We start from the raw sequence: 13,882 nt of genomic DNA on the forward strand, positions 1-13,882 counted from the left end.
TAAACCTTATCACAATTAACCGGCAGATTGCCGGTAATTCAAGATGCGGCCAATTTAATACTAAACTTTCATTTTAGCGCTCTTTCTTGACTTTTTTGCAGGCGCATCCTCCGCGGTCTGCGCTTGTTTTTGATCTTTCTTATTATCATTCTTCAACTCAGGCTTTTTATAATGCTCCAATTGCTGGGCTTCGCCTTTCCAGTTCGTCAGGTTAACGCGGTGTTCAGCCGGATTGGCTTCTAAATACAGTTTTACTTCCTTGCCATCCTTCATCGCGTTAACCTGGTGGCGGTTGCCTTTTTCAAGTGATTTCATCAGCTTTTCCCGGGCACCCTCGTCGTTGATCCCAACGATATCCAGTTTATCGATAGCCCGTTCAGGTTTATAATTCCAGCCTTCGGTAAAAGGCCTTAATTTAAAATTGCCGTTCTCGGTCTTATTTTCTTTGTCGATCACGATCCAGGCATGATACTTTTCTCCTTCGAGATTCTCTAACTGCTTGTGAACCGCCCGGCCTTCCATGAGGTTATAGGCCTCCTTGGCAGTGATGCCGCTGCCTTTATTGATGTAAAAAGTTTGCTCCATTTCCTTATCTCTTAATGAAGCATCATATTTATTGAAAAAATACATATCGTTCTGATCACCTGCTTTATAGTGCAGGGTATAATCCACATTTTGCTTATTGTACTCTTGCTCAGTGTTTAAGGTAAATTCCTTTTTGCCTGATTTGATGTTTTTTTCCAGTTCGTCATTGAGTTTTTCGCCAAACCCCAGGTTCAGCAATTGCTTTTGAAGGTAATTCAGATTTTCTGTGTTCATAATAAAATGGATTTAATTAACGATTGATTTTTAAAAGGACGGGGTATTCATCCGCTAGTTTGACCTTGATTTTTTTTATCTTTTTGCTGAATAAGCCTTTCGCGGCGTTGACGCCTCCCGCTGCTGCCTGTGCACCGAGGCTTTGATCCATGCTCAGGAACTGCATACTCTGAATGGCGTTGTCGGCCCCGTTGCCGGCCGCGCCGCCGAGTTCGGCTTCCGGTGCCGGTATGCCGGGCATGCCGTCGAGACTGAATACGGTAAGGTTTACCGGGATGATCTGCTTATCCAGACGAATATTTTGAATGGTTAATAAAAGACGCTGGTTAGTGACCTGGCAAACCCCGAAGATTTCCTGTCCCTTTGATAACAATTGGTTTTTCAGGGTGACCGTATCGGTCAGCTTCAGTTTAACAGCACCACCATCCATTACCTTTTGCTTGCCGTCGATTACAGCTGGTATGGCCCTAAAGGGTTTGTCGGGTTCGGTTGATACAGACGCCGGGGCAACCGAAGCAGGGTTTTGTATAGCCTGGATCTTATCGAGCATACTGTTTAGCTGCTGCATCTCCGGGTCAGGGGCGTTATTGGCAGCGTTCATGTTTCGCATGACTTTTTTGAGCTGCCTGACCTGTTGCGGTTCAGGTTCGTCATAACCGACAGTCTGTGTCTGTGGCTCGTTCAATTGTTTATTCAATAGCGCCAGCTTTGCCTGGATCTTTTCTGCCTGGTCGTCCGGGGTAGTAACAGAATCTCCTGGTTGCGTTGCTTTATCAAGCCCCATCGATCTTAGGAAGGCCGGGCTGACACCATCCTGTGCCGGATCATGCTGGGCGGCCTGATAGACAGCCATTTTATCTGTTTGGTCCTTACTCTTGAACTGCGCCTGCGGCAGATCGGTGTCGAGGCCTTTATTGTTGACGAGCTGCCGGCCGCCATTTTTGCCGCCCCCCAGGGCCCAGAAGGCCATCGTTAAAAATGGTATGACCAACAGCGGTAATACCAGCAGAAATTTTCGTTGCTTTTCCATATCAGTGTTTTTTAGATGTTAAAGAATCTGTGAATTGTGGTCCGGATGGTTTCCCGATATGCTGAGGCACGCTGATCGTATAGACTTTTGCATCAAAGCGGATAAACCGGATACCCAGCCAAAGCAGCACGAGGAACGCGGCACAAAAAACAAGGTAATAACAGACCTGCCTGTCGCCATGCAGGTCATTGAACCAGCGGCTGAATCTGTTCATCATTTCCCTTATCATGGCTGGTTATTGATCACGGTGTCGCGGTTGGCCAGTGTTTCCCAGTGCTCGATCAGAAAGCCATGCGGATTATTGTCCGAGCGCGCAACGTTACGCAGGTAGCCTTGCGTAATCAATAGTTTATGTATTGTAGACGACGACCTGACCAGTTTTTCCGTACTGTAACATTTAAAAGCGAACGGATAGCTGTTCATATCCAGTTTTATACTGTCCACCTTTAAACTCTGGCTGATGTTTCCTGAAATGAGATTGTTGTAATAGCTTTTTTCTTTCAGGTCATTGTATTGGTTCTTCGCGCTTTCATCTGCCAGGTATAGTGCCTTACTGATATTACCGTTGATGACCTTTTCATCCGGATCAAGTGTAAAAAAGTACTGGTGGAACATTTTGATGTGATCGCGCGCCTCAACGGGAATATTGTCTTTCCGGTCGGCAGCGATCGCTTCCAGCGCCTTGCCGTTGGCCAGTACATAAATATGCCCGGAAGCTTTTTGATAGGCGGTAAAAGCAAACCAGATGGCCGCTATGGATATGACGGCGCTCGTTAATATAACAAGGCCGACGATCCGCTTATTCTGCTGAAAAGCAGTTTCTATGTTTCTGAGATGTGTGAACATGATATTACTTTTTAGGGTTTCCATTTAATTTCTCCGATTGCACTTCATTATACCCGGCAGACCTGTAGCCTTCAGCAATATGGCCCGGTGCATTAATGATGTTTTGCGCGCCCTGCGCCATACGCTCCCCGGTCACGGTGCCCGCGGATTGGACAGAACTCATGCTGATTGCCGTCAGGCTGGTCACTTTATTCAACAGGCCGTTACCACCCCCGGGATTAATGATATAGCCCGCCACCGCTGGCACCGTAAAGTAGCCGACCGTTCCGATCAGGAGAAAAATGAGGTAGGCTGTATCAGTTGAACTGAAAAAAGTATCACCCGCCTGGTTGACCTGGTCAATGTCCAGTTTCAGCATATTCTCCTGTACTTTGCCGATGATGCTGCCAAAGATATTGGCCACCGGTAGCCATAGGAAGACATTCAGGTATTTGGCCAGCCAGGTGGTCAATGTATGCTGGAAACCGTCAAATACGGAAAGCCCGAATACCAGCGGCCCGAGGATCGCTAAAACGACGAGGTAAAAGGTCCGGATCGTATTGATACAAAGGGCTGCGGCTTCGTAGACCACCTGCAAGATCTCACTCATCCATTGTTTGATGTTGTTACGGAATTTGTAGCCGGCTTTGTCCATCGCGAATTTGACATCATTGCCAAGTCCCTTTAAGAGTTTATCATTACTGCCTTCTTTATCATTTGGATGGGTGTATTTATACCATTTATCCCGATCTCCTTCACCGTCATCGCCGACGTACATTTGCCAGGTATCTGTTCTTTCGATGGCAGCCTGCTTTTGTGCCAGTAATTTGGCGATCGCTGCATCCGAGTTCTTGACCATACCGCCGGTTGCGGTTACCACCGGATTCATGACACCATTGATCACGGCAATGACCGTGGGAAACAGGAGAATAGCCATGCCTATGGCGAATGGCCGCAACAACGGGTAAAAATCGACCGGTTCGGCACTGGCTAAATGCCGCCAAACGCGGGCGGCAATATACCAGAGTGCGCCGAAACCGGCGATGCCGCGGGCCACACCGATCAGTTGGCTGCACATCGGGAGCATATCAGCATAGACATGATCCAGCACGCTCTGCAGCCCATGTATATCGTCAGCGAGGCCGTCCGCTCTGGAAAATAAGGGAAATAGTATCCCCGTCAGCGCCAGCAGGGCGCTTAATAATGGCTTCTTTTTCATACGATTGATCTTTAGTTTATGCGGTACAGGCGCTTTAGCGCTTGTGTATCATTGAGGTCCTTGCTTCGCTGCAAACTCAGCACAACGGCCTGCCGGTTAAAAAAGCGCAGGAACTGCAGTTGGTCAGCACTGCCGGTATAAATGCGGTCGATGGCCCTTAGCCGGTCATCATCCGACATGCGTAACTTTCCGGCAGTTGTTATACTGGCGAGATCATCAATATTCGTATTGCTCTGCCTGACCAGTTGGTTGTATACATTGCTGATATAATCCAATTCATCCCTCGTAAACCTACCGCTTTGCCGGAACAGGCCGTTATAGCGCTTGTATTCGCTGAGAATATCGTTTTGCTGGCTGATGATCTGGCCGACCCTTGGGTTATTCCTGACTATGGGATTAACCGCCATCAAACCGGTCAGGTAAATATTGTGCAGGTTAAAGTTACCTTTCGACAGATTGGATATCGTGCCATAGCCTTGCTGGTAGATCTGATAACCTTTTTTCATATCAGAGAGAATCGCCTTGAACTGCGTCAGCTTTTCAATGTTCAGTAACAACTGCTGGAGTTCTGTACTCTGTGCATGGGTTTGCGTCACTGAAAACAGCAGCACCCCTATGATGGCCCCGCCGCGTTTGATCATCTTATTGAGTTGCATACAAATGAGTTAAAGTGTTTACATCTTTCATTTCCTGTTGCTTGCTGCGTGCGTACATCTGCAGTTGCGATCTGAAGCCGGCAACGAAGCGGTAATTGTCCTGCATGTTCCGGTGAAGCCGGGCGATCTGCCGGATACGTTCCTCGTCGCTCCTCGTCGTTTTTTGGTCAGCCAGAATAATTTGCAGATCATGGAGCTGCGCATTACAATCACTGAGCAGTGCGGTGCTGACCTTGCTGACATATTTTGCCTCGTCACGGGTAAGCCCGTCCAGATCTTTCAGCCGATTTACCTGCTGTAAAATATCCTGTTGCCAGCGAAGGATCTCACCAACCTGCGGATCATTTTTAACCGGGATGCTAACGGAACTCAGGTAGCTGTAATAACCGCTGTGCAACCCGAATTCGTTGCCGACATAGCCACCGATCGATCCCAGGCCGCCTTTGGCAATACTGTATCCTTTTTGAAGATAACCGCTGTATACCTGCAAGGCGGCGATCTGTTGCAGCAGGTATTTCTTTTGCGTTTTCTTCTGGCTGAACCATTCCGCAAAGGTTTGGGCCTGAGCGCAGTGACTCATTGCTGCTGTTGCCAGCGTAACGGCGAGTAAGGTCTTCGCTCTTTTGCGGAGAACCGAAGCTTGTTTGATGATCTGTTCAACGGATGCCATAATAGTTCTTTATCGTTTGCACTTCGTTAAGATCCTTGCCGCGGTGCAGGCTGAGGATCATGTTTTGATTATTATACTGTTTAAGATCACTGTAAGTCTCCTCCAGCCGGTCGCCCGCCAGATTAATGGCCTCCAATCTTTGCTGATCCGTCATCTGTGTTTTTCCCGGGTTGACGACCAGCATGACCTGCTCCAGATTCCTGGCGCTTGCTTCGAGAATGCCGAGGTAAACACGTTGCATTTCAAAGATCTCGTCCGGGTGAAAGTGTTTATCTGACTGGAATAAATGCCAAGCTCTTTGATATTCTCCCACCATAGCCACCTGCTTTCGAGTAAGATCCTTAATACGCTGGTAATAGGCAATGGTAGATTTGACCTTCCATAATTCCTGGTAGTACTGATCATACAGCGAACGCTGCTTTTCAGACCAGTCGGCGATCTCGTTTAACCTGAAGCGTGAAAGTTCATTCTCTATGGTTTTCTGCGCATTCTGTAGCCATATGGTTTGGTTCTGCATGCGCTGCACCTTCAGGTCAATCGCCTTGATTACTTTTTTAACCACCAGTTTGACCGCTTCAGCGATCGGAATCTGCGCGTGTAACCGGCTACTAAAGCCAATCATCACAATAATTAATATAACAACCGATTTTTTCATTACTTGATCCGCTTATAAGTTGTAGATCCAATATTAATTTGGTCATCGCCGGGCTCAATGATTGGAGAATTGGGGTCGTTATAAATCCATCGTTCTATACTCCACTCTTTAGGTTTCAATTGACCATTCCTGATTTTTCGATAACCGGTACGTTTGGTGACAATATCTTTTCTGATAATGATGGTATCGTCTGCCATTGAAAATTCGTTTTTCCATCTGGCAACATAAGTCCCGTCGTGGCCTCCTCCTTCGCAGCCCGCAAATAGTGCGGCCGCCAGTAATGTAATGCATCTTATAATCATTTTTTTCATGCGGCATTATTTTTAGTTTGTTGTTCTTCCCGGACGATGACCGCAATGGCTTTGCGGATATCGCCGTATTTCTTTTTGTAGGCCTTGACCCTGGCTTTCTCAGCCGATTCCGTGGTATAGGTCCAGTATTCTTCGCGGCTTACTTCGGTACGGTAAACCCTGGAAAGTTGACCGTTCAGGCTGATGAATACTTCCTTGTATTTAAAGCGCTCGTCATTGGCCCGGTTCATACTCATGATGAGCGCCGTCTCCTTATCTGTGATTCCTAAAAGCTGCTGGATTTTGGGGAAATCATTCTGGTATTTGCGCTGGTCCAGCAGGATCTTACAATCGCTGTTGTTGATGATCGCTTGCTTCACGACAGGCGAACTGATGATATCTTCGATATCCTGGGTAACCACCAGTGCTTCCCCGAAATATTTTCTCACCGTTTTAAACAGGTACTTGATGTATTCGGCCATGCCTTCCCGTGCGATCGCTTTCCAGGCTTCCTCAATCAGGATCATTTTGCGGGTCTCCTTAGGCAGCTTGCGCATCTTGGAAACGAAGGTCTCCATGATGATCAGTGTTACGACCGGGAACAGGATCGGGTGATCTTTGATATTATCCAGTTCAAACACGATAAAGCGACGGTGCAGCAGGTCAAGGTTTTCCGTAGCGTTCAGCAGGTAATCGTATTCACCGCCTTTGTAGTAAGGCTTTAAAACGAAAAGCAGGTTATCAATATCAAAATGCTGGTCCTTGACTTTGCTTTGCTTCATGGTTTCGTAGAAAGGCCCTTTTAAAAATTCATAGAAGGTATTGAAGCAAGCGAACTCAGGTTCACTCTCATAGTAATGATAAAGCGCATCGGAAATAGCGATGTATTCGGAACGCAGTACACCCTCGTCTTCCTTTTTCCATAGTGCCAGGATCATCGCTTTAATGCTTTCGCGCTTCTCGGTATCCAGCGTGTCGCCTTCTCCAACATAAAACGGATTAAAGCTGATCGGGCTGTCTTCCGAGTACGTGAAATAATAGCCGTCCACGAATTCGCACAGTCCTTCATAGCTGTGACCGACATCGACCAGTACGATATGCGCATCCTGCTCGTAATAACTGCGCAATAAATGGTTCGTAAAAAAGGACTTGCCGCTGCCCGAGGGACCTAAAATGAATTTGTTCCGGTTGGTCGTAATACCGTTCTTCATCGGCTCATCACTCAGATCGACATGCAGAGGCTTTCCGGATAAGCGGTCACCCAGGCGGATGCCGCAGGGTGATAGACTACTGCGGTAGTTCGTCTCCAAATTGAAAAAACAGGCCGCTTGCTCCGCGAACGTGTCGAAAGTGTCGTTCATCGGGAAATTACCGCTGTTGCCGGGCAGTCCGGCCCACCAGATCTGCGGAGCGCCGTCCGTTTCCTGTTTGGGCTGCGCGTCTAACTGGGCCAGTGCCGAACTCACTTTGTTTTTGATGTCTTTGAGTTGCCGGGGGTTATCCGTCCAGGCTAGGATGTTGAAGTGTGCCTTGACCGGAAGCCGCTGCTGGCTGATCGCTTCGTGCAGGAACTCCTGGGTGGCATCACGGCCGATTGCGTTTTCGCGGGAGTATGCCGATAGTGATTGCAGGCGCAGCTTTTTGGCTTCCAGTTTTTTCAGGGTTTTGGCACTGTCTTCAATGAATAAATATTGGTTATAGATATGATTGCAGTTCAATAATGCACCCACCGGGCTTGCAAAACCGGTGCTGAATTTTGTTTTGTCAGTACTGTACTGATCATAGGTAATGCGTGGTCCGCAAAGTGCGGGCAAATGCCCCGCCTCGGCCAGCGTATATAGCTGACAATGACTATCGCCGATCCGCAGTTCATCCTTCAGGTGAATATCTTTTAATTCCGGTTCATCGTCCTTGCCAAGCAGAAAGCAATATTGTTCCAGGATACCCGGCGTTACCAGCGTCCCTGCCAGTTCGTTGTTGTTCAAACGGCGCAGACCAACCAGACCGCTGTCTTCCATTACCCGTTTGAACTGGCCCGCGCTGTCCAGAAAATCACGGAACAGTTCCGCATCGGTGGTTTGGGCCGGGGTCAGGCGTTTGCGCATCAGGCTACTGGCAGCACTGCTGACGGGTTTATAGTTCTCAGGCCTTTTGGTCAGGACGATCAGACAATGATGCGCAAGATAGGGCCGCTCATTAAAAAAGCGTTCGCTGGCATGGCTCAGAAATGTCTTATCCCCAAATTCAGCTTTGTAGTTTGCTTCTACAAACCAATCCTGCTTATGAAAAATGCTATTTTTGGGCAGGAGTTTAACGGCTTTTACCCAGGTCTGGTGAAAGGCCATATATTCTTCATTGGATAAGGTGAACAATTCGGGCAACCGGACTTCGAACGCAACACTTAATTCTCCCTGCATGGATAATATTGTATCGTGTTCAACCTTATAGATCGGGAACACTTGCTCAGCATTTTTCATAAAACAACCTCCTGGTTTTGAATTTCAAATAAATGGGCAGGTATCGGCGGGCGTTCCTTTTCATGAGTCCGTGTTCTCCGTATTTATGGCTTAAGCCATATACTTTATAGAATAGGACGCTGCCTAATCCTGCTATAATGAGTATACACAGGTAAATGGCCATACCTGTCAGGTAAAGGATAGCGAACAAAACAAGTAGCGTTACCAGCCCGCCACCCAAATAGCCGATATACTGGGCTTTGAGGCCCTTGAACTCGATCGGACGGTTAACCCCCTTATTGATCTGGTAACTCATACGCCAAAAAATGATTTGAGAACAGTAGCGACGAGGACCAAAAAGATACAGCTGCCGAACCAGCTGGAGGCAACCTTACCGGTATCTCCCTCGCCGTCATTCCATTTTTTATAAACTTTGATTGCCCCGACCAGGCCGACGACCGCGCCAATCGCGTACATCAGGTTGGTTCCGGTAGCAAAATAACTTTTGACCTGGTTGGTGGCTTCATTGATGCCCGCATTGCCATCTGCCGCGAAGGCGCTCAGGCTGCTCAGCAGTAGTAGAAATGCGGCGTAAATGGTTTTGAATGTCTTTTTCATTTTCTGCTTATTAAAAGGTTAATGGCCACTCGGTTTCTTTCAGGCGAAACGGTAAACGGCTTCCGGCAAATTCGCTGAGCGCGCTGATGACGGCAGGCAGGCTGATCTCCTCCCGGAATACTTCATATTTATCCAGCAATAGCCTGAAGAGGGAAAGGAATTCGGTTTTATCGTTGTTTTCGCTGTAGGCGTTGATAAGCACTTTAGCTTCGTCAAGCAGGTCATCTGCGGGACCCTTGGGCAGGGTTTGGTCGCTGATGTCGTCAGGATCGCCGGCAGAAAAAAGGAGTTCTTCCGCCGGATAAAGGCCGGTGTCTGTTTCGGGTTTTGCCGCGCCCATGACAACGGTCAGTTTGTTGGCGACCGGCGGAACCGTGCTCTGAACCGTAGGTTTGATCTTCAGCCAGGCAGCCAGTTCCGTACGGTAGTAACGCAGGCCAACATATGCATACCAGGCCGCGCTGAAGCTTAAGACGGCAGCCACATATTGCTGCCAGGAGATCGCGTTTAACATAGTCTTTTATTTTAACCCGCCGGCCCCATGCCGCCGGGCAAAACAAAAGTGATCAGGTTAAGATTTTTTATTTGACAACACCCTCACAGGTGGTATTTTAATTCCTGAATGATGCATTGTTTTAGTCTTTTATAGACTGTAATATAAAATTGCAGTAACAGCTCCGCCCATCACCAACACGCCCAGTTTGTCGTTGATGAAATTCTGGAAGCTGTTTTTCATCCGGTTTAAGAAAATGAACATTTCCTTTTTTCTGCGGCTGATGTCCAATAGCTTGTGATAGGTTTCATGCAGTTCGGTTTGGAATACGAACTCGAAAATACCGACCAGTTCGCTGATCTCGATATTGCCATGATTGACGGCTCCCGATGCCTTGAGCGAATACAAAAGTTCGATCGCATCGGTCTGGCTTGCCGTCCAGTTCGGGTGATGGAACGGGAACACTTTGTGCCCGTTCAGTTGCACCAGGTCTTCATTGCCGATTCTCGCGAGTTCAAGCTTCAGGTAATCCTGAAACTTTTCATTAGCCATGATTTTGGATAATTTATAGTCATGGCTGGTGGAGTATTGCTCATCTTCTTCAAAATCTTCCAGTTCCATTTGTACATCAAAGTCGCCGCGCGTAAAATAAACTTCGTCCATCTGGCTGCCGCCGGAACGGTAATATTGATAAAAGGCTTTGTTGCTGTCAAAGAAACGCTGAAGGTCCGTCAGCTGAAAATTGATATAGCTGCGGAAGGCATCTTCACCGCCGGCAGGAAGCTGCATCAAAAAATTATAAACGTTGATATAGTAAATGTATTTACTGTAGAATAAAGGTTTGATTTCTTTGAAAAACTGGATCTCTTCCGCCTTGTTTTCAAATGAATAGCTGGAAATATACCTTTTCAGTTTGTTCATCGCTTTCTTACAGATCAGGATTGACTTACGGTATTGCTCGGTTGGCGTTTGGCTGTTGAGCATGACGTCAGCCAGTTGACTTTCCATAGCGGTATGGAAACGTTCAGCTATGCTTTTCATAGGAATTTCGATATGTGAAGTTGAGCATTGATATCGCTGAAAGCGTTCAGCACCTTGTCCAGGTGCGCCAGCGTATGTGTGGCCATGATGTTCATCCGGATGCGGGCATTCTTTTTAGAGACTGCCGGATACATGATCGGGTTGGCGTAGATCCCGGCCCGCAGCAGCAGCCGTCCGGCTTCAAGGGTTTTGGGTATATCGCCGATCTTAACCGGGATTACCGCAGAAGCCGTGGTGCCGATATCAAGGCCTAAACCCGTAAGCCCGCTTTTCAGATAATTAATGTTTTCCCAGAGCTTCGCCCGCCATTGGGGTTCCTCATCCACCAGTTCAATGGCCCTGATGATCCCCATGATCGCCGGCGTTGCCGTGGTAGAAAAAAGGTGCTGTTTGGACTGGTATTTCAGGTAATTGATGATCTCGGGCTTGCCGACAACATAGCCGCCGATATTTCCCAGGGCTTTGCTGAATGTGCCGGTGATGATGTCCACCTGGTCAAAGGCATTGTAAAGTTCGATGACACCTCTGCCGGTCTCGCCGGCAACGCCGATTCCGTGCGCATCATCGACAACCAGGTAAGCGCCGTAGCGGTGTGTGAGTTCCGCGATCCGGTCTATCGGCGCGATATCCCCGTCCTGACTGTAAACGCCGTCGATGATCACCATTTTCGTGCGGTATTTGTCTTGCGCGTTCCGGAGCACCTGTTCCAGCATTTCCAGATTATTGTGCAGGAATGTTTTCACCGTCGTAGTTAAAACGCCTTCATAAACGCTGGCATGAACCGCCATATCTAAAATGGCCAGGTCTTCTTTGTGGAGCAGGCACTGTAGCGTGGCGCTGTTGGCGGTGTAACCTGTTGTATACAGGATCGCTTCGTCCTTCCGGTAAAACCCGGCTATCTTTTTCTCCAGTTGCTCATGATAGGTAAAATGGCCACCTATAGCGGGAGAGGCACCCGACCCGGTGCCGAACTGCTGCGTAGCGCGGATTACCGCGGCTTTAATTTCAGGGTGCTGGCTGAATCCGAGATAGTCATTGGAAACGAGGCAAACCGATCTTGTCGGCTGTGTGTCGCCGGGCAGCATCAGGTCCATTTCCGGGCCAACAGGACTTAATGACTGGATCCGGTAGTTCAGGTGATCATTGCTTTTAAGGAAATCCAGGTACCGCTGGAACTCCTTTGCGGTCTCGAAAATGTCCTGACCCGGAACGTTTTCGAAATCTTTAAAACTGGCTTTATTAAAGTCTATATCCATAAAATAAGGTTAAATGTTTAAACCTATGGTGCGGTATTCCGAAAAGCGGTGACATGAAAATAAATATTAATTAGTCGTTAAATCTTTGTTTCTATATCTCTCATGTCACCACTTGGGACAATTTCGACCATTAACTTTGCATCCTTTTTATTTAAAAAACCAATTCGTTTAAAATCGAAGGACTATAAATCAGGAATTTGTCCAACTTAATCTTGCTGACCATGGATACGAAGCCTATAATTGATTTTTTAAGCGGGATTACCAATTTGTCTTCCGGCTTTATTCAGGAAGCCGTAAAGGACTTAAAGCTGGAATTTTACAAGCATCACCAGGTTATCCAGGCACAGGGACAGTCGGAAAACAGGCTATGGTATCTCAGCAGCGGATTTGCCAGAGGCTATTTTTACGATGACGAAGGCCAGGAGCATACCGTCCGGTTCTGGAACGAGGGCGAAGTGATATTTTCGTATGCCGGGTTCTGGAATATGCCCGCTATGGAATATATCGAGATCCTGGAAAACTCGGAGTTAAACCCGATTGATTACGAATATCTAAAGCGGTTAATGGATAAGTATCCCGATACCAAAGCCGTTATCCGGTTTGCCGTTCAAAAACACCTGCAAAAGGAATATGAGCGGCATCTGTTGTGCTCGCTGCCGCCAGAGCGGCGATACCAGAAACTCCGGAAAGAAAGTCCGCATATTTTTAAAAAGGCACCGTTGAGGATGATCGCCTCTTACCTCCATATGAGCCGGGTTAGCCTGAGCCGGATCATTAACAGGAAGCCCCGCTGAACTTATCTTTTAAAATTGCTTTTCGCATCAAAGAGCACAGCAACTGATAACCAAACGACCCGCAACTGGTAACAGGGGTTACACCGGCTGCCGGACGGTGCTGTCTACTTTTGGTATATAGTCTGATGCCTTATGAAACGTACCCACATCTTTGACATGATTACCTTGCTGCTCATCTTCCTGTTCGTTTATACGGCAAGCAGCAAACTGATGGATTTCGGACAATTTAAGGTACAGATGCATCACCAGGCTATCCCGCACCGGGCAGTGCAGGTTTTGATTTATATACTCCCGGTAACGGAAATCGTCGCAGCGGCATTATTGCTGTTTCCTAAAACAAGATCATGGGGGCTTTATATGGCTTTTGCCCTGATGCTGCTGTTCACCGGCTATGCAGGACTCGTATTGGTCAATTATTTTGGCCATATCCCTTGTTCCTGCGGTGGCGTCCTGAAATATATGGGCTGGAAATCCCACTTTTTTTTCAACCTGTTTTTCCTGCTGTTAACGGTTATCGGAATATATATTACCCACAGGGAAAGGAGGCAGACCGCAAATTAATCAGAAGAAACAATAGCTTAACCGGCGGCGGTTGCTGCCGGTGCATAGCACAGGAGGTGCCGAAAACCTGCAATCAGAGTAGGCAAAGAATTTATTAAAATAAATTACTAAAGTTTTTCTGAATGTTTTTTGATGGAATAAAGCATTCTTTTCCAATGAAAAAGTTAATTTTTCCCATGCTGGCCGTTATCATCGCAGTAAGCGCCAGCGCATTTACCACGGTTAAAGAGCACAACCATAACAAGTTCGCATCGCTTTACTGGTATAAAGTAACTTACGACGCGATGCACCCGACCGGTACGATCGTTAATGCATCGGATTTTTATGTACAATCAGAAAAAAGCCAGGTGAATTCGCCCTGCGATCCCGGAACCGCAAAAGACTGCTTACGCGGTTTTTCTTCAGCAATAGCCACCTATCCAAGTAATGCCCCAGGGGCAGACCAGATTAAAAAGCCTAATTAAGCTGTGTGCGGATGTTAAAACAAAGAAAGCCCCGA

Annotated in this window: 18 protein-coding genes; 3 read left to right on the top strand and 15 right to left on the bottom strand. The window is 47.4% G+C overall.

All coding sequences use genetic code 11. The annotated features are described in order from the left end of the window. Positions 1–60 precede the first annotated feature (60 nt). From ACEN82_RS11300 to ACEN82_RS11370, 15 genes are all read right to left on the bottom strand, one after another. A complete protein-coding gene (locus ACEN82_RS11300) occupies positions 61–819 on the bottom strand; it encodes a hypothetical protein (protein WP_413320581.1) in 759 nt (252 codons plus the stop codon). Between the two features lie 16 nt (positions 820–835). Continuing rightward, positions 836–1,849: a conjugative transposon protein TraM gene (gene traM / locus ACEN82_RS11305; RefSeq protein ID WP_413320583.1), complete on the bottom strand. Its 1,014-nt coding sequence runs from the start codon at positions 1,847–1,849 to the stop codon at positions 836–838. A gap of 1 nt (position 1,850) precedes the next feature. Next, a complete protein-coding gene (locus ACEN82_RS11310) occupies positions 1,851–2,066 on the bottom strand; it encodes a hypothetical protein (protein ID WP_413320585.1) in 216 nt (71 codons plus the stop codon). An 8-nt stretch (positions 2,067–2,074) separates the two neighbouring features. After that, positions 2,075–2,695, bottom strand: coding sequence for a conjugative transposon protein TraK (gene traK / locus ACEN82_RS11315; RefSeq protein ID WP_413320587.1), 621 nt, complete (start codon positions 2,693–2,695; stop codon positions 2,075–2,077). 4 nt (positions 2,696–2,699) lie between these two features. Further along, positions 2,700–3,893, bottom strand: a complete 1,194-nt coding sequence (traJ, locus tag ACEN82_RS11320; RefSeq protein ID WP_413320589.1) for a conjugative transposon protein TraJ — start codon at positions 3,891–3,893, stop codon at positions 2,700–2,702. Positions 3,894–3,904: 11 nt separating this feature from the next. Continuing rightward, a complete protein-coding gene (locus ACEN82_RS11325; protein ID WP_495644146.1) occupies positions 3,905–4,534 on the bottom strand; it encodes a TerB family tellurite resistance protein in 630 nt (209 codons plus the stop codon). Position 4,535: 1 nt separating this feature from the next. Continuing rightward, entirely contained in the window at positions 4,536–5,219 is a 684-nt protein-coding gene (locus ACEN82_RS11330) for a hypothetical protein (RefSeq protein WP_413320593.1), read from the bottom strand. After that, on the bottom strand, positions 5,206–5,874 hold the full coding sequence (locus ACEN82_RS11335) for a conjugal transfer protein TraI (RefSeq protein ID WP_413320595.1): 669 nt from the start codon (positions 5,872–5,874) through the stop codon (positions 5,206–5,208). The genes ACEN82_RS11330 and ACEN82_RS11335 overlap by 14 nt, the downstream gene beginning before the upstream one ends. Continuing rightward, positions 5,874–6,176, bottom strand: a complete 303-nt coding sequence (locus ACEN82_RS11340; RefSeq protein ID WP_413320597.1) for a hypothetical protein — start codon at positions 6,174–6,176, stop codon at positions 5,874–5,876. The genes ACEN82_RS11335 and ACEN82_RS11340 overlap by 1 nt, the downstream gene beginning before the upstream one ends. A 5-nt stretch (positions 6,177–6,181) precedes the next feature. Then, complete coding sequence (locus ACEN82_RS11345; protein WP_413320599.1) at positions 6,182–8,641, bottom strand: TraG family conjugative transposon ATPase; 2,460 nt, start codon at positions 8,639–8,641, stop codon at positions 6,182–6,184. Continuing rightward, positions 8,628–8,936: a DUF4133 domain-containing protein gene (locus tag ACEN82_RS11350; protein ID WP_413320601.1), complete on the bottom strand. Its 309-nt coding sequence runs from the start codon at positions 8,934–8,936 to the stop codon at positions 8,628–8,630. Before ACEN82_RS11350 ends, ACEN82_RS11345 begins: the two co-directional genes overlap by 14 nt. Then, positions 8,933–9,238 (bottom strand): DUF4134 domain-containing protein, encoded by a 306-nt coding sequence (locus tag ACEN82_RS11355; protein ID WP_413320603.1) that lies wholly within the window; start codon positions 9,236–9,238, stop codon positions 8,933–8,935. Before ACEN82_RS11355 ends, ACEN82_RS11350 begins: the two co-directional genes overlap by 4 nt. 10 nt (positions 9,239–9,248) lie before the next feature. Next, entirely contained in the window at positions 9,249–9,752 is a 504-nt protein-coding gene (locus tag ACEN82_RS11360; RefSeq protein ID WP_413320605.1) for a hypothetical protein, read from the bottom strand. Between the two features lie 129 nt (positions 9,753–9,881). Further along, complete coding sequence (locus ACEN82_RS11365) at positions 9,882–10,772, bottom strand: RteC domain-containing protein (protein WP_413320607.1); 891 nt, start codon at positions 10,770–10,772, stop codon at positions 9,882–9,884. Next, a complete protein-coding gene (locus ACEN82_RS11370) occupies positions 10,769–12,028 on the bottom strand; it encodes an aminotransferase class I/II-fold pyridoxal phosphate-dependent enzyme (RefSeq protein WP_413320609.1) in 1,260 nt (419 codons plus the stop codon). Before ACEN82_RS11370 ends, ACEN82_RS11365 begins: the two co-directional genes overlap by 4 nt. Positions 12,029–12,249: 221 nt before the next feature. Between ACEN82_RS11370 and ACEN82_RS11375 the strand changes: the two genes are divergently transcribed. The 3 genes from ACEN82_RS11375 to ACEN82_RS11385 all read left to right on the top strand — a co-directional run bounded on the left by ACEN82_RS11375 (position 12,250) and on the right by ACEN82_RS11385 (position 13,847). Beyond that, positions 12,250–12,822 (top strand): Crp/Fnr family transcriptional regulator, encoded by a 573-nt coding sequence (locus tag ACEN82_RS11375; protein WP_413320611.1) that lies wholly within the window; start codon positions 12,250–12,252, stop codon positions 12,820–12,822. Between the two features lie 132 nt (positions 12,823–12,954). Next, positions 12,955–13,383, top strand: a complete 429-nt coding sequence (locus ACEN82_RS11380; RefSeq protein ID WP_413320613.1) for a MauE/DoxX family redox-associated membrane protein — start codon at positions 12,955–12,957, stop codon at positions 13,381–13,383. 155 nt (positions 13,384–13,538) lie between these two features. Then, a complete protein-coding gene (locus ACEN82_RS11385; protein ID WP_413320615.1) occupies positions 13,539–13,847 on the top strand; it encodes a DUF6520 family protein in 309 nt (102 codons plus the stop codon). Positions 13,848–13,882: the final 35 nt, after the last annotated feature.

It is taken from the genome of Mucilaginibacter sp. Mucisp73, assembly GCF_059491465.1.